This window comes from Neisseria sp. P0017.S009, from assembly GCF_051957375.1.
Lineage (GTDB): Bacteria > Pseudomonadota > Gammaproteobacteria > Burkholderiales > Neisseriaceae > Neisseria > Neisseria perflava.
In genome coordinates this window covers 101666-118616 of record NZ_JBQCWL010000009.1, presented here as the reverse complement: position 1 = coordinate 118616, position 16951 = coordinate 101666, and the positions used below count along the sequence as shown (strand labels likewise).

Sequence of the window (16951 nt, the reverse complement as noted above, 5' to 3'; positions counted from 1 at the left end):
ACGGCCTTTTTTGAGAAAATTCAAAGCAAAACCATGATTGATTTACACTGCCATTCGACCGTTTCAGACGGCATGCTCTCCCCAACCGAAGTCGTCCGACTCGCCCGTCAAAACGGTTGCACCCTGCTCGCTCTGACCGACCACGACCACACCGGCGGACTGGCCGAAGCTCGCGCCGAAGCCGATACCCTCGGCCTCCCCTTCGTCAACGGCGTGGAAATATCCGTCACTTGGCGCGGCCGCACCATCCACGTTGTCGGTTTGGACTTTGACGAACACAACGAAACCCTGCAAAACCTGCTTGCCGAAGTCCGTAAAGGCCGTCTGAAACGATTGGAAGCCATCGCGGCAAAACTGGAGAAAAAAGGCATAACAGGCGCGTATGAAGGCGCGCTGGCATTGGCCGCCAACAAAGAAATGGCCAGCCGCACCCACATTGCCGAATTCCTCATCCGCGAAGGCCATGTTAAAAACAAACAGCAGGCATTTACCAAATATCTGGGCGACGGTAAATCCTGTTCCGTCAGACATGAATGGGCCACACTGGAAGACTGCGTAGCCGCGATTACAGGCGCGGGCGGCATGGCCATTATCGCCCACCCAATGCGCTATGAATTATCCGCCACCGCCAAACGAAACCTGTTCCAAGAATTTAAAAATCTCGGCGGCGCAGGGATTGAAGTGCACAGCGGCAACTGCTGTAAAAACGACCGCCTCAACTATGCCCTGCTTGCCGACCGCTTCGACTTTCTCGCCAGTGCAGGCAGCGACTTCCACCGCCCCAACGACTTCAGCGGCGGCATACTCGGCGCCTGCCCCGACTTACCCGAACAATGCCACCCGGTCTGGGAACACTTTAAGGCCGTCTGAATTTTTGACAGCAATTTTTCAGACGGCCCGCCAAGTATGAGACAGTTATAAACATATCACACTCTACATATTGAAACTGCCTGCCCGATACACCATAATAACCCCATAAATACCCCAAAAATAAAGGTTAACGCCATGTGCCAACTGCTCGGCATGAATTGCAACACTCCCACAGACATCATGTTCTCTTTTGAAGGCTTCCGCCGCCGTGGCGGCATTACCGACCACCACGCTGACGGCTTCGGTATCGGCTTTTTTGAAGGCAAAGGCGTACGCTTGTTTCACGACGACAAGCCCAGCGCCAACTCTCCCGTTGCCGACTTGGTGCGCGCCTATCAGATCAAGTCTGAAAACGTTATCGCCCATATCCGCAAGGCCTCGCAAGGCCAGACCTCGTTGGCGAACACTCATCCCTTCATGCGCGAGATGTGGGGCGAATATTGGCTGTTTGCACACAACGGCCATTTGATTGATTTTTTCCCCGAGCAGGGAGAGTACTACCACGCGGTCGGCACGACCGATTCCGAACGCGCGTTCTGCTTTATCCTCAACCGCCTGCGCAGCCGCTTTGCCACCAAACCCGAACCTGAAGTTTTGTTTGACGCCATTGCCGGCCTGACTCATGAAATCCGCCGCTTCGGTTTGTTCAACTTCGTCATGTCCAACGGCGACTGCCTGTTTGCCCACGCCAGTACCTTACTGCACTACATCGTGCGCAAAGCCCCGTTTGGCAAAGCGCGTTTGCTGGACGATGATGTGATGGTCGATTTTTCAGAAGTGACCACACCGAACGATAAAGTTTCCGTCATCGCCACCCTGCCCCTGACGCGAGATGAAACCTGGTCGCAATTGGCAGTCAATGAATTGGTGATGTTTCAAGACGGCGACATTGTCCTCAGCGACCGCCCCGACAATCCGGTTTACATGAGCGCGGAAGAAGGTTTGGAAATCGCCCGTGCCGTCGGCGTATCGGTTTGACGTTTGATTGGCTGAAAAACTCAAGGCCGTCTGAAAGGCTCAACTTCGCCAAAGTTGCCCTTTCAGACGGCCTTTTTATACATAAATTCTACGCAAAAGCCTTTACTATACGAAAATAACGCAATCCGCTACAATAATAGTTCACAAACAATAAATTCAATTGCTTAGCGACCTTGCCGAGCGTATGACAAGGAAACCCGATGAAGTGCCCGTTTTGCCAACACCCCAACACACAAGTAACCGACTCGCGATGGCTGGAAGACACCAACAGCATCCGTCGCCGTCGCAAATGCTTGGAATGCGGACAACGCTTCAGCACTTTTGAAACCGTTGAAATGCGGATGCCGCAAGTCATCAAATCCAACGGCACACGGGTTCCCTTCAATGCGCACAAACTGCAGACCAGCCTTGAGCGCGCGCTGCACAAACGTCCTGTCACACAAGAACAAATCGATGAAACCGTTGCCCTGATCGAGCAGCGCCTCTACCGTTTGGGCAAAAAAGAAGTCGCTTCGCACATCGTTGGCGAAATGGCGATGGAGGAACTGGCAAAAATCGACCAAGTTGCTTATGTCCGCTTCGCGTCCGTCTATAAAAGCTTTAAAGACGTTTCCGAATTCACCCAAGTCATCGCCGAATGCAAAGCCAAATAAGGCCGTCTGAAACCATGTTTTCCGCACTTGATACCCAAATGATGCAAACCGCCCTCGAGCTGGCCAAGCTTGGGCGGTTTTCTACTTCCCCCAATCCCCGCGTCGGTTGCGTAATTGCACACGGCGCACAAATCGTCGGACAAGGTTTCCACGTCAAAGCAGGCGAGCCGCACGCTGAAGTTCATGCGTTGAGGCAGGCCGGAGCGGCGGCCAAAGGCGCAACGGCCTATGTCACGCTGGAACCTTGCAGCCATTACGGCCGCACACCGCCATGCGCCGAAGCGCTGGTTCATTCCGGTGTAACGCGCGTGGTTGCCGCCATGACCGACCCTAACCCGTTGGTCTCAGGCAAAGGCTTATCCATGCTGGAAGCCGCCGGAATCCGTACCGAAAGCGGTTTGCTGGAAGCTCAGGCGCGCGAACTCAACCGCGGTTTCCTGTCGCGTATCGAACGCGGCAGACCGTTTGTCCGTCTCAAGTGCGCCGCCAGTTTGGACGGCAAAACCGCCCTTTCAGACGGCCGCAGCTTTTGGATTACCGGCGAAGCAGCACGCGAAGACGTACAAATTCTCCGTGCCGAAAGTTGCGCCGTTTTGACCGGTATCGGTACCGTACTTGCCGACAACCCGAAACTCAACGTTCGCAGCTTCCCCACCCTGCGCCAACCTGCGCGTATCGTCTTGGACAGCCGACTGCAAATCCCTTTGGACTGCCACCTCGTGACCGATACCGACAGCCCGACCGTTATCGTTACCCTTTCCTCAGACGAACAACGTTTGCAGGCGCTGGGTAAATTTGAACATATCCGCATCATCAGGCCGTCTGAGCACATCAACGGCCGCATCAATCTTCTTTCACTCATGCCGCAACTGGCAGAACTTGGCTTTGGCGAAGTTCTGGTAGAAGCCGGCTCAACACTTGCTTCAGCCTTCCTGAAGGATGACTTGGTGGATGAAATCGTCCTCTACCAAGCACCGAAACTGTTAGGCGCAGGCAAACCTCTTTTCTCCCTCCCTGAAAATCCGGCCGCCCTACTTTCAGACGGCCCTTGGCAAAGTCAATCGGTAGAAATCATCGGGCAGGACATTAAATGGGTTCTCCGAAAAAAAATCCGTCTAATTGCCTCAACTTAATAATTAAACCATTGTAAATAGAATATATCTATCATTTATATAGCAATAAATGTAATTTTTTCGTCAATATATTATAATGACTTTAGCGTATTCCAATTTAAAACTTTGACTTAAGTTAACTATCCTCAAGCCGATTGTCGACAAATTTTCCTTTTTTTCATCACGAAATAATGGATTATTAAGATAAGTTAAGCCACGAAAATTTATTAAAAGTTTTTATTCTAGAAGGGTTTTAAACGGCATAAACGGTAGTTTCATTTCATGAATCATACATTTGACAAAACAATATCTAAAATCAAAACATGTGGTTGAATGTAATTTCTAAAAATTAAGCATTCAAAAATACCGTTTCCATACCATAGAGGCCGCCTGAACGACCGTTAAACTTTTTTGATTGAGACGAATCAGATAAGTGCTTATGATTTTGTCTAATGTAATTATAAGTATGGTTTTAAGGCTTCACACGATACGGCAGCCGGCTATGGCTATGCGGTTGCAGCAAACAACTCAGGCATCGGGCAAACACTCCCGATTTACTCATTCATTACACGAAAGACATCATGAAAAACATTACGATACAAAAATTTGCCGATAAGACCGCAAAAATCGGCATCGTTGGCTTAGGCTACGTCGGTTTACCACTGATGTTGCGCTATGTGGATATCGGTTACCAAGTTTTGGGTTTCGACATTGACACCAACAAAGTCGACAAGCTCAACAAAGGCGAAAGCTACATCGAGCATATCCCTTCCGACAAAATTGCCGCTGCTTCCAACAGCCTGTTTGAAGCAACGACAGACTTCTCCCGCATCGGCGAAGTAGAAGCCGTCATTTTGTGCGTACCGACTCCGCTGAACAAATACCGCGAGCCGGACATGAGCTTTGTGATCGACACTACCGATGCGGTAAAACCTTACCTGCGCGCCGGCCAAGTGCTGTCTTTGGAATCCACTACCTACCCCGGTACTACCGAAGAAGAATTGCTGCCGCGCATGGAAGAAGGCGGCTTGAAAGTCGGTCAAGACGTGTTCTTGGTTTACTCTCCTGAGCGTGAAGACCCGGGTAACCCTAACTTTGAAACCCGTACCATTCCAAAAGTCATCGGCGGCCATACCCCTGCTTGTTTGGAAGTCGGCCTGGCGCTGTACCAACCTGCCATCGATAAAGTTGTTCCAGTAAGCTCCACCAAAGCGGCAGAGCTGACCAAACTTTTGGAAAACATCCACCGCGCCGTAAACATCGGCTTGGTGAACGAGATGAAAATCGTTGCCGACAAAATGGGCATCGACATTCACGAAGTCATCAATGCCGCTGCAACCAAACCGTTCGGCTTCGTTGCTTATTACCCAGGCCCTGGCTTGGGCGGCCATTGTATCCCTATCGACCCGTTCTACCTGACTTGGAAAGCACGCGAATACGGCGTAAACACCCGTTTCATCGAATTGGCAGGTGAAGTGAACTCCCACATGCCCGACTACGTTATCGAAAAAGTCGGCCTGGCTTTGAATGATCACAACCGTTCTATCAAAGACAGCAAAATCTTGGTATTGGGTATCGCCTACAAGAAAAACGTGGACGATATGCGCGAAAGCCCGTCCGTGGAAGTTATGGACCGCCTGCACAAACTGGGCGCAGTGGTTTCCTACTCCGACCCGCACGTTCCGGAGTTCCCGCACATCCCCGGCCACCACTACTTCGACCTGAAGAGCGAAGCGCTGACCCCTGAAACTGTCGCCCAATACGATTGCGTGGTTCTAACCACCGATCACGACAAATTCGACTATGACATGATTACCGAACATGCCAAGCTGATTGTCGATACACGCGGCAAATTCCCAGTGAAAAATCCTAAAGTCATCAAAGCATAATCTTGATTCAGACGCATCCGGCTGCCTCCGGTTTCCCCGACCGGGACGGCGGCCGGTTTCCCAAGGCCATTTGTTTTTTTCAGACGGCCTTGGCAAACCGGCAACGGTAACAACGCATCTCTTACGAAAAACGCTCAGCTCGAACTTCTGGCCGTCTGAAAACAAATAATATGAACGCGAAAAAAATCCTCGGCTACGCATTGGGCCCGGTAGGAAGCGCCGCTTTCGGCCTACTTTCCCTGCCGCTCATCTCATGGTACTTCCCTGCGGAAGACATCGGCCGTATCGTACTCTTGCAGACCATTGCCGGATTGAGCATCCTGTTGCTGGGCTTGGGGCTGGACCAATCCTATATTCGCGACTATTACGCCGTTAAAGACAAGGCCGCGCTGTTCAAATCCGTTTTTTTATCGCCATTGATTCTGACGGTGGCGGTTGTGGTTTTAGTGTTACTGATAAACGCATCATGGCCGTCTGAAATCATTTTTGACATCCCCAGTGCAAATTTGGGGATTCTCTTTCTGATTTTCTTAGCCACCACGCTGATTATCCGTTTTTTAGCCCTGATTTTACGGATGAAAGAGCAGGCATTGGCTTTTTCTGTCAGCCAGCTTGCGCCGAAATTTTTGATTTTGGTGTTGGTTTTTGCCGTAATCGCTTCCGGCCTGCCCGCCAATACCACTTCGCTGGTTTTTGCCTACACCGCCGCCCAAGTGCTGACCGTTGTACTGTTGATATATCAGCTGCGCCAAGACTTGCAAGCCGTTTCCCATGCAAAATGGTCGTCCGATCTGCATCGGGACGGCCTACGCTACGGCCTGCCGCTGGCATTCGGCAACTTGGCCTATTGGGGGCTGACTTCGATTGACCGTTTTGTCCTCAAAAACATCTCAGGCTTGGACGAGTTGGGTATTTATTCAATGGCGGTCAGCTTTGGTGCCGTCGCCTTGATTTTCCAAAGCGTGTTCTCCACCATTTGGGCGCCTTTGGTGTTCAAATGGGTAGAAGAAAAAACCAATCTGGACAAAATCGGCGACATCACGCTTTCCATGACCGTCCTCATCAGCGCAATGATTTGCCTCATCGGAATTTTCTCGCCGATGGCGACCTGGATACTGCCGGAAAAATACACGCAGGTTCAATTTATCCTGCTCTCGTGTATGCTCTTCCCCCTGTTTTACACGCTGACCGAAGTCAGCGGCATCGGTTTGAACGTCGTCCGCTCGACTTGGCTGATTACTGTCATCAACATCGTTGCCTTTATCGTCAATACCGCCCTGCTCTATCTGTTGGTACCGAAATTTGGTGCAAAAGGTGCAGCTATGGCCAGCGCAACGGCTTTTTGGCTGTTTTTCATCTTTAAAACCGAATTCTCTTCACGCCTGTGGCAGCCTTTGCCGCGCCTGAAGATTTATACCAACTCAACGCTCTGCCTGATAATCTGCCTTGCCTACACTTGGCTGGGTACGCGCGACAACTACATTTGGTTCGCGCTGGCATGGGCAGTCGGACTGGGTTTCCTGTTCCTAAAATACAAACACGCACTATTTGCCGCGACCGAAAAAATCAAAGCCAAATTAAACCGTTCGGCAAAATAGCCAACCTGAGATTCACGTCTCTACGATAACAACAGAACGACTATGAAAATAAAACGTCTGAACTTATACACTTACATTCTATACATCATGCTCGCAGCCTATATGCTGGGGCCCGCGCTGTCCTTTAAGGTCGGCGTACCGCGTATTGACAACCCGCTGACCCTGATATTTGTACTGCTTGGTTTTGTCGTATTTTTTCTGGAAAGCAAGCATATTCCGCGCAAGATTTTTGCCATGCTCTGCGCCCTGACCGCCATGTGCATCTGGCCCGCCATCCACATGGGCATTACGTCGCTGACGCCGACGCAGTACATGGATATTTTGTTTTTTATGGCGGTTCCGGCTTTCTTCTACTTGTTTTACCAAGTATTGAAGCGCGCCGACGACCCTTTGGGGACGATTCAGAAGTTCCTCATCGTATTTACGCTGTTTATCGCCGTACCGCCGTTTGCAGAACTGGCCACCGGTATTCAGTTTGTGAGTGCCAGCGATGAGTTGGCTATTGACGAAGGCTCGCTCAAAGGCTTGTTCTTTAACCCGAACAACCTCGCCGCCACCGCGGTCTGCCTTGCGCCTGCCATTTTGTTTTTCTTCCAACTCCAAGGGCGGAAACACAAAGAAAAACTACTTGGCTGGGGCTTGTTCCTGCTGTTGGGCATGGCCATTTTCGCCAGCGTATCGCGTACCGCCATCGGCTGCTACCTGTTGATTTTGTTGGTTTATACGGCCTATCGCAGAAACGGTTTTATTACGGTCGGCGTTGCTGGTTTGCTGGCATTGGTATTGTCGATGATTCCGTCACGCGCGATTGCGGAATTTTTGCTCTCACTCAACGGCAACCAGTTCTTAGAACGCTTTTCCAGCCGCGTGTACCTTTTCCTGTACGACTTGGGCAGCGACAACTCCGTGTCCTACCGTCAGGAGATTTACAACTACTTCTGGAACAATCCGCCCCTGCTGCTGACCGGCTACGGTCCTAAAAACTTCCGCGAATATTTCGGCGGCCATTTGAGCGGCAGCTTGGGCTTTGAAAACCCACACAGCTTCATCATCGAGCTGTATTTGGGTTTCGGCATGATTTCCTTGCTCGGCTTTATTGCTTTTGTGGCGTGTTATTTCCTCTACACCGCCTCAAACCGAGCAGTAACCGGCAAATCGCGCGTTTTGGCTTGGGTTGCCTTGGGCATTTTCCTGCTGGCCGGTTTTATTCCGTCCACCATTTTGCGTATGCCGTTTATCTGGCTGCCCTGCCTGCTGATTTTTATTTACAGCGTATTTGTTGCGCCCAAGCTGAAAGATATGGCCGCTTACGCATACAACGAAACACTATACGATACGAAGAAACCATCATGAAAATCATCCTGACTACCTCCATGTCCGGCCTCGGTGGCACTGAAAACGCCACTTTCCGCCTCGGCCGCCTGCTCAAACAACGCGGACACGATATCGTATTGGCCTCTTCAGACGGCCCTTTGATTCAGGAAGCGCAAGCATTGGGCATCCGTTGGCAGCCGATCGATTTTTACCAAGGCGGATTATTGGGTTACGTCAAAGGCATGTTCGCCTATATGAAACTGCTGAAAAAAGAGAAACCCGATGTGATTCACTGCCAAATGGCGCGTATCGTTCCGGCCTGCGCCATTGCGGCCAAGTTCGCTTCACCGAAAACCAAAGTGTTCTACCACGCGCGCGGCCTTGATCCGGAAACTTATCCGAAAATTGCCAAGCTTTTCGACAAGCTGGGCGTGTACATTATCGGCAACTGCAAACACGAACGCGAAAAACTCATCCGTTACGGTTTCCCTGCCAACCGCATTACCTACACTTACAACGCCCTGCACAAAGCAGATTTCGTTCCTGAAAAAACGGTCAAAGACTATGTCCAACTGGGCACACTTTCCCGTTTAGATACCGTCCGCGCCGTGCATTTAATGCTGGACATTTTGAAGAAAATGGTTGACCGCGGCATGCCTGTACGCCTTAACGTTGCAGGCATCGGCGAAGAAATGGACAACCTCAAAGCCCAAGCCAAACGTTTGGGCATTGAAGACCAAGTTACCTTCCTCGGCGGCGTCCGCGATTTGACCGGCTACTTCAAAGAAGTCGATATTTTGGTGAACACGCCGCATTGCGTGGGCGACCACGGCGCAGGTGTCGGCAACAATATTTTGGAAGCCGGCCTTTACGACACACCTGTCGTGACCTACAACATGGCGGGTATTTCGGAAATGGTCATCACCGGCCAAACCGGCTACTGCATTCCTTTCGGCGATGACGAAGCGTTTATCGAAGCCGTCGATACACTCATCAAGCATCCTGAGTTGCGCGGTCAAATGGGCAAAGCCCTGCACAAACACGTTGAGACCTTATGCTCCGACGATGAAATCTACCGCACCACCATGGCTGCGTACGAAATGTAAGGCCGTCTGAAACATGAACATTACCATCGTCGCCCCTTATTGCTCGCTACCGTCCGAGCCGCATTTCAACCGCTTCTGGTATCTTGCCGAGCTGTTGTCGCAGTCGCATGACGTGTTGCTGATTACCAGCAACTTCAAGCACTACGACAAATCTTTCAGACGGCCCGAAGATGCCGAGGCTGCCTCACAAGGCCGTCTGAAAGTCATACTGTTGGAAGAAAGCGGATACAGCAAAAACGTGTCTTTGGGACGCGTGACCAGCCATCACCGCTTCGTCAAACATTTTGAACAATGGTTGGAAAACTGCCGTCCGGGCGAACAAGACGTCGTCTTTTCCGCCTATCCGCTGATTGCCACCAACCTGCTGTTGGGCAAACACAAAGCGCGTTTGGGTTACAAACTGATTGTCGATGTGCAGGATGTATGGCCGGAGTCTTTCTCCTCGGTCATACCGTTTTTGAAAAAAGTACCGCACAACCTGCTGCCCTTTGCTTCACGCGCCAACCAAGCCTACCGCTACGCCGACGCACTGGTTGCCGTATCGCAGACTTATCTCGACCGCGCCAAAGAAGCCAATCCGAACGTACCTGGCGAAGTCGTTTATATCGGCGCGGATTTTCCCAAACTCGATGCCGCGCCTGCCAAAGATTTTGGCGACGACAAAACCCGCTTTTTCTACTTGGGCACGCTCAGTTACAGCTATGACGTAGAAACTGTGTGCAAAGGCGTTCGCAAGCTGTTGGATGCCGGCGAAAACGTCGAATTGCACATCATGGGTGGCGGCCCCGATTTTGACAGGCTCAAACAATATGCCTGCGACGGCATCAAGTTTTACGGCTACATTCCTTACGCCGAAATGATGTCGGTCGCCAAAGGCTGCGACATTTCCGTCAACGCCATCCACTCTTACGCCATGCAGTCGATTACCAACAAACTGTCCGACTATATGGCTTTGCAAAAACCGATTCTGAACAGCCAGGTCAACGACGAAGTTGCCGAAGTCCTTACCCTGCTGCCGCATGCGAACTATCGTTCCGGTGATGTGGACGGTTTCGTTCAAGCCGCCAAAGATATTTTGAAGCGCAAAAACGATCCTGTTCAGTCCGAAGAAATCGTCCGCCGCTTCAAACGCGACGTTGCCTATCAAAAAATCGTCAACCTGATTGAAAGATTAGCTCATGAATAAATTTTTCAAACGCCTGTTTGACATTATTGCCTCTGCTTCAGGGCTGATTATCCTGTCGCCTGTGTTTTTGATTTTGGTGTACCTCATCCGCAAAAACTTAGGCTCGCCTGTGTTCTTCATCCAAGAGCGACCGGGCAAGGATGGCAAACCGTTTAAAATGATTAAATTCCGCTCCATGCGCGATGCAATCGATAAAGACGGCAACCCTCTACCGGACAGCGAACGCCTGACCGATTTCGGCAAAAAATTACGCGCCACCAGTTTGGACGAACTTCCTGAATTATGGAATGTCTTAAAAGGCGAGATGAGTCTAGTTGGACCTCGTCCGCTGCTGATGCACTACCTGCCGTTGTACAACGACTTCCAAAACCGCCGCCACGAAATGAAACCGGGCGTGACCGGTTGGGCGCAAGTCAATGGCCGCAACGCCATTTCATGGGATGAAAAATTCGCCCACGATGTTTGGTACATCGACAACTTCAGCTTTTGGCTGGATATCAAAATTTTGTTCCTGACGGTTAAAAAAGTCTTCGTCAAAGAAGGCATCTCAGCCGAAGGAGAAGCCACCATGCCTTATTTCACGGGTAATAAAACTGATGAAAAAAAATAACATACTGATTCTGTCGGCAGGTCGCCGTGTCGAATTGGTGCAGGACTTCCAAACCGAAGCCGCACGTTTTTCAGACGGCATCGGCGTTTTTGCTACTGACCTCAACCCCCACATGTCTTCTGCCTGCCATGTTGCCGACCGCGCTTTCAGCGTGCCGCGCATCGATGCAGCCGAATACATTGACAGCATTTTCGAGCTGGCCAAACAACACGACATCGGTCTGATTGTGCCAACCATCGATACCGAGCTGCTCAAACTGGCCGAAGCACGTGACCGTTTTGAAGCTGAAGGAATACATATTGTCATTTCGGATGCAAAACTGATTACCCTGTGCCGCGACAAGCGCCTGACCGCAGGCCTGTTTGCACAATACGGCATCCGTTCGCCTGAAATTTACGAACGGGACCGCCTGGTTTTCCCATGTTTTGCCAAGCCTTATGACGGCAGCCGCGCCATCGGTGCGAAAAAAATCAACACACCGGCTGATTTGACTGTCGACATTACCGAAGACCCGAAAATGATGTTCGCCCAATACATCGATATTGAGAATACTTTCTCCGAGTTTACCGTCGATATGTATTACGACCGTCAAGGCCGTCTGAAATGCGCCATTCCTCGCGAACGTTTGGAAGTGCGCACCGGTGAAGTCAGCAAAGGCGCAACCCGACGCAATGCCCTGTATAAAGAGCTGGTTGAAAAAATGGCCGTATTGGAAGGCGCACGCGGCTGCATTACCGCGCAATTCTTCGTCAGCAAAACCGACAGCACGACCTACGGCGTGGAAATCAACCCGCGTTTCGGCGGCGGTTTCCCACTGACTTACGCAGCAGGCGGCAACTATCCGGGCTGGCTGATTCAAGAATACATCGGCGGCCAAGATGTCCCTTTCTCCGACGACTGGGAAAACAATTTAATCATGCTTCGTTACGATGCTAAGGTTTTGGTAAGAGAACATGATTAAGCCGGAAGAATCTGTCATCGTCTTCGATCTTGACGATACGCTTTACTCTGAGTACGACTACAAATGCTCCGGAATACAGGCAGTTGTAGGGACAATTACGTCGCTTTACCCGCAATACGATGCCGACGTACTAAATGAAATTGCAGACAATAAAAGTAAAGACTGGCTCGACAATTTGTGTCATCATTGCAAATTAAACGAACTAGAGAAACAATCACTTTTGTGGCAATATCGACTACATAGGCCTGTTATCCGACCTTATGTCGAACCGTCTTTTTTACGGAAGCTGATGCGCCCTTTTGCCGCACGCGCCCTGATTACAGACGGCCGCAGCCTGACACAGCGGTTGAAAATACAGGCCTTGGGCCTGACCGATTTGTTTGACGACATTTTGATTTCGGAAGCCATGCAATCGGAAAAACCCGACGATAAGCGTTTTGTCTTCCTGCAAAACAAATATCCGGCCGCAAAACGTTTTATTTACATCGGCGACAACATCAAAAAAGATTTTGTCGCACCCAACAAACTGGGTTGGCTCTCCATAGGCATCATGCCTAAGCCGCACAATATTCATCAAGCCGAGCCCGAGCAATACGGCCGTGAATACCAGCCCACCCTTTGGATAAACACCCTGGAAGAATTGACTACACTGACAACTTCCGCCACCGAAAAAGCAAATGCATAAGGGACATTTCTCCATGAAAATCTTATTTATGGGTCGTAAACAGGTTTCCGCCAACCTGCTTCGTTTTTTGACCAAACAAGACCATATCGAAATCGTCGGCGTCTTGACCGACAGTCATTTGCAAGGCTCGCCGACCACGGCTGCCGCGCAGGAATTGGGCCTGCCCCTGTACACCTTCGATACGGCTTTGGAAGCAATGCGTGAAGGCCGTCTGAAATACGATTTGGGCTTGTCCGTCCTTTACTGGCGCAAGCTGCGTGATGAATTCCTGAGCATTCCGACTTTAGGCACGATCAACTTCCACCCTGCGCTGTTGCCCGAATACAAAGGCACAGGCGGCTACAACCTGGCCATCATGGACGAGCTGAACGAATGGGGCAACACCGCCCACTACGTCGATGCCTCCATCGACACCGGCGAAATCATCGAAGTGGACCGCTTCCCCATCGACGCCGAAACAGAAACCGCCCAATCGCTCGAACGCAAAACCATGCAGGCGCTGGAGCCGTTCGCACAACGCATCATCGCCCGCGCCATCGAGTCGAAAACCAAATTGCCGACCACGCCCAACATCGGCGGCCGCTACGTCAGCCGCGACGAAATGGAAGCCATGAAGCAAATCCTCGACGGCGACAATATCGAGAAGAAAATCCGCGCCTTCTGGTTCCCGCCTTACGACGGCGCATACGTCGAAATCAACGGTCAGAAATACACCCTGATCAACCGCCAACTGCTGGAAGAAATCGCCCCCAAAGGCTCAACCAGTCTTTTCGCAGGAAAAACAAATGCTTAATACATCACTCTCCCCATGGCCAAGCTTTACTCAAGAAGAAGCCGATGCCGTTTCCAAAGTCCTGCTGTCCAACAAAGTCAACTACTGGACAGGTACGGAATGTCGCGAATTTGAAAAAGAATTTGCTGCTTTTGTCGGCACGCAATACGCCGTCGCCCTTTCCAACGGTACGTTGGCTTTGGACGTAGCCCTCAAAGCAATGGGCATCGGCCAAGGCGATGATGTGATTGTCACTTCGCGCACCTTCTTGGCTTCAGCGTCCTGCATCGTAACCGCCGGTGCCAATCCGGTTTTCGCCGATGTCGATTTAAACAGCCAAAACATCAGCGCTGAAACCATCAAAGCTGCGCTGACGCCAAACACTAAAGCCATCATCGTGGTTCACCTTGCCGGCATGCCTGCCGAAATGGACGACATCATGGCGTTGGCCAAAGAACATAACTTGTGGGTTATCGAAGACTGCGCCCAAGCACACGGCGCGAAATACAAAGGCAAATCCGTCGGTTCTATCGGCCATGTCGGCGCATGGTCGTTCTGCCAAGACAAAATCATGACCACCGGCGGCGAAGGCGGCATGGTGACCACCAACGACAAAGAGCTGTGGAGCAAAATGTGGTCATACAAAGACCACGGCAAAAGCTACGATGCCGTGTACCACCGCGAACACGCACCCGGTTTCCGCTGGCTGCACGAAAGCTTCGGCACCAACTGGCGCATGTTGGAAATGCAGGCGGTCATCGGCCGCATCCAGCTCAAACGCATGCCCGAATGGACGGCGCGCCGCCAAGAAAACGCCGCCAAACTGGCTGAAAGCTTGGGCAAATTCGCCAGCATCCGTTTGGTCGAAGTGGCCGACTACATCGAACACGCGCAATACAAGTTTTACGCCTTCGTCAAACCCGAACACCTCAAAGACGGCTGGACGCGCGACCGCATCGTCAGCGAACTGAACGCGCGCAAAGTCCCCTGCTATCAAGGCAGCTGCTCCGAAGTGTATTTGGAAAAAGCCTTCGACAACACGCCTTGGCGTCCGAAAGAGCGGCTGAAAAACGCTGTCCAACTGGGCGACACCAGCCTGATGTTCTTGGTGCACCCGACCCTGACCGATGAAGAAATTGCGTTCTGTAAAGAAAACATAGAAGCCGTATTGACTGAAGCCACGGCATAATCATTTTCAGACGGCCTGCAACTTCAGGCCGTCTGAAAAAAACAAAACAGCCTGCTTCAAACAATCCGTACCAAGCCACATTACAACACTCAGACACGTAAAAAATAAAATGAACTTGGAAACCCTGCTGGCTCTGCCGCGCAATCTAAAAAAAACCTTCTTCGTCATTCACGATATCTTGATGATCTTCGTGGCGTTTTGGTTTGCCCAAAGCCTTAAAGTGCAATATTCCGACGAATGGTTGAGTATCGCCAACTGGCTGGCTTTCGGCAGCACCGCGTTACTGACCATCATCCTTTTCATCCGTATCGGCCTCTACCGCGCCGTTACGCGCTTCGTCAGCGTCCGCGTCCTGACCGCCGCCGCATTCGGCAGCATTATTTCAGCAGTCTTGTTCTGCCTGACCACCCTGGTTTTTGAACAAAAACTGCACCTTGCCCTGCCCATCGTTTATTTCTTGGTCTTGGTGGTCGGCGTAACCAGCTCGCGCATGATCCTGCGCGCGATTCTGACCGACCACCACCGCAAGCAGATGACGCCCGTCATCATCTACGGCGCAGGCCAATCCGGCCGCCAATTACTGGAAGCCATCAAACAGGTTAACGAATATTCGGCCATCGCCTTTGTCGATGACAACCCGAAAATCCAACGCACCGTCATCTATGACCTTGCCGTCTACAACCCCAACGAAATCCCGATGCTGATCAGCCGCTACGGCGTACGCAAAATTCTGCTGGCGATTCCAAGTTCTACGCCTGAAGAACGCAAAGACATCATCCGTCGCCTCGAAGCCTACAAATGCGAAGTCCTGACCATTCCGGGCATGAAAGATTTGGTGGACGGCAAAATCAGCGTCAGCTCATTGAAAAAAATCTCCGTGGTCGATTTGCTCGGCCGCGCCCCTGTGGCACCGCGCCCTGAATTGATGAGCGCCGACATCAGCGACAAAGTCGTGATGGTAACCGGCGCAGGCGGCTCTATCGGCTCCGAGCTTTGCCGTCAGATTCTCAACTGCCGTCCGACCAAACTGCTGTTGTTTGAATTGTCCGAATTCGCCCTGTACAGCATAGACAAAGAATTGCGCGAAACCCAAGCCGCGCAAGGCAGCCAAGTCAAAGTCGTACCGCTTTTGGGTTCGGTTCAAAACAAAGAACGCCTCAGCAGCGTCATGAAGGCCTACCAAGTCGATACCGTCTATCATGCCGCGGCCTACAAACACGTCCCTATGGTCGAGTTCAACACCATCGAAGGCATTCAAAACAACGTATTCGGCACACTCTGCTGCGCACAGGCTGCTGTAGATGCAGGCGTTTCCACCTTTGTTTTGATTTCCACCGACAAAGCCGTCCGCCCGACCAATACCATGGGCGCCAGCAAACGCATGGCCGAACTCTGCCTGCAAGCCCTTGCCGCCGAGCCGGAACAAAAAACACGCTTCTGCATGGTGCGTTTCGGCAATGTATTGGGTTCGTCCGGCTCCGTTGTCCCGGTATTTGAAAAACAAATTGCCGAAGGCGGCCCGATTACCCTGACCCACCAAGACATTACCCGCTACTTCATGACCATTCCCGAAGCGGCGCAACTGGTTATCCAAGCCGGCGCAATGGGTAAAGGCGGCGACGTCTTCGTCCTCGACATGGGCGAATCCGTCAAAATCATCGACCTTGCCCGTCAAATGATTGTCCTCAGCGGCCTCAAAGTCAAAGACGAGCAACACCCGCACGGCGACATCGAAATCAAGATTACCGGTCTGCGCCCGGGCGAGAAACTTTATGAAGAACTGCTCATCGGCGACGAGGTGCAAAAAACCACTCATCCCCGGATTATGACCGCCAGTGAAGTAATGCTTCCATGGACGCAATTATCTGACATACTGTCGGAACTCGAAACCGCTTGTCTCCAAAGCGACCAAAACAGCCTGCGCCAGCTTCTGTTGCGCGCACCGACAGGCTTCGTACCTAAAGACGGCATCTGCGACTTGGTTTGGCAACAAAACAACAAAGCCGTCTGAACATTTTCAGACGGCCC

At 51.4% G+C, this 16951-nt stretch carries 15 protein-coding genes; all 15 read left to right on the top strand.

Annotated elements, in window-relative coordinates:
* The first annotated feature begins 33 nt into the window (after positions 1–33).
* The 15 genes from ACTHTG_RS10845 (at position 34) to ACTHTG_RS10775 (ending at position 16934) form a co-directional block, all read left to right on the top strand.
* On the top strand, positions 34–870 hold the full coding sequence (locus ACTHTG_RS10845; protein WP_039862508.1) for a PHP domain-containing protein: 837 nt from the start codon (positions 34–36) through the stop codon (positions 868–870).
* 135 nt (positions 871–1005) lie between these two features.
* On the top strand, positions 1006–1848 hold the full coding sequence (locus ACTHTG_RS10840) for a class II glutamine amidotransferase (protein WP_039862509.1): 843 nt from the start codon (positions 1006–1008) through the stop codon (positions 1846–1848).
* Between the two features lie 200 nt (positions 1849–2048).
* Positions 2049–2501 (top strand): transcriptional regulator NrdR, encoded by a 453-nt coding sequence (gene nrdR, locus ACTHTG_RS10835; protein WP_004520863.1) that lies wholly within the window; start codon positions 2049–2051, stop codon positions 2499–2501.
* Between the two features lie 14 nt (positions 2502–2515).
* Positions 2516–3634 carry a bifunctional diaminohydroxyphosphoribosylaminopyrimidine deaminase/5-amino-6-(5-phosphoribosylamino)uracil reductase RibD gene (gene ribD, locus ACTHTG_RS10830; RefSeq protein ID WP_049344287.1) on the top strand — a complete coding sequence of 373 codons (1119 nt, stop codon included), beginning with the start codon at positions 2516–2518 and terminating at the stop codon, positions 3632–3634.
* Between the two features lie 560 nt (positions 3635–4194).
* Complete coding sequence (locus ACTHTG_RS10825) at positions 4195–5502, top strand: nucleotide sugar dehydrogenase (protein ID WP_004520865.1); 1308 nt, start codon at positions 4195–4197, stop codon at positions 5500–5502.
* 170 nt (positions 5503–5672) lie between these two features.
* The gene (locus tag ACTHTG_RS10820) at positions 5673–7100 is read left to right on the top strand and encodes an oligosaccharide flippase family protein (RefSeq protein WP_070587530.1); all 1428 of its coding nucleotides are present in this window, start codon (positions 5673–5675) and stop codon (positions 7098–7100) included.
* Between the two features lie 42 nt (positions 7101–7142).
* Positions 7143–8453, top strand: coding sequence for an O-antigen ligase family protein (locus ACTHTG_RS10815; RefSeq protein ID WP_070503964.1), 1311 nt, complete (start codon positions 7143–7145; stop codon positions 8451–8453).
* Positions 8450–9520 carry a glycosyltransferase family 4 protein gene (locus tag ACTHTG_RS10810; protein ID WP_070503967.1) on the top strand — a complete coding sequence of 357 codons (1071 nt, stop codon included), beginning with the start codon at positions 8450–8452 and terminating at the stop codon, positions 9518–9520. Before ACTHTG_RS10815 ends, ACTHTG_RS10810 begins: the two co-directional genes overlap by 4 nt.
* Before the next feature lie 13 nt (positions 9521–9533).
* Positions 9534–10706 carry a glycosyltransferase gene (locus ACTHTG_RS10805; protein WP_070503970.1) on the top strand — a complete coding sequence of 391 codons (1173 nt, stop codon included), beginning with the start codon at positions 9534–9536 and terminating at the stop codon, positions 10704–10706.
* Positions 10699–11316 carry a sugar transferase gene (locus tag ACTHTG_RS10800; protein ID WP_004520870.1) on the top strand — a complete coding sequence of 206 codons (618 nt, stop codon included), beginning with the start codon at positions 10699–10701 and terminating at the stop codon, positions 11314–11316. The genes ACTHTG_RS10805 and ACTHTG_RS10800 overlap by 8 nt, the downstream gene beginning before the upstream one ends.
* Entirely contained in the window at positions 11303–12277 is a 975-nt protein-coding gene (locus tag ACTHTG_RS10795; RefSeq protein WP_004520871.1) for an ATP-grasp domain-containing protein, read from the top strand. Before ACTHTG_RS10800 ends, ACTHTG_RS10795 begins: the two co-directional genes overlap by 14 nt.
* The gene (locus ACTHTG_RS10790; RefSeq protein WP_070814985.1) at positions 12270–12962 is read left to right on the top strand and encodes an HAD family hydrolase; all 693 of its coding nucleotides are present in this window, start codon (positions 12270–12272) and stop codon (positions 12960–12962) included. The genes ACTHTG_RS10795 and ACTHTG_RS10790 overlap by 8 nt, the downstream gene beginning before the upstream one ends.
* Before the next feature lie 13 nt (positions 12963–12975).
* The gene (locus ACTHTG_RS10785) at positions 12976–13755 is read left to right on the top strand and encodes a methionyl-tRNA formyltransferase (protein ID WP_049322614.1); all 780 of its coding nucleotides are present in this window, start codon (positions 12976–12978) and stop codon (positions 13753–13755) included.
* On the top strand, positions 13748–14923 hold the full coding sequence (locus tag ACTHTG_RS10780; protein WP_440360686.1) for a DegT/DnrJ/EryC1/StrS family aminotransferase: 1176 nt from the start codon (positions 13748–13750) through the stop codon (positions 14921–14923). Before ACTHTG_RS10785 ends, ACTHTG_RS10780 begins: the two co-directional genes overlap by 8 nt.
* Positions 14924–15032: 109 nt before the next feature.
* On the top strand, positions 15033–16934 hold the full coding sequence (locus ACTHTG_RS10775; protein WP_440360685.1) for a polysaccharide biosynthesis protein: 1902 nt from the start codon (positions 15033–15035) through the stop codon (positions 16932–16934).
* The last annotated feature ends 17 nt before the right edge of the window (positions 16935–16951 follow it).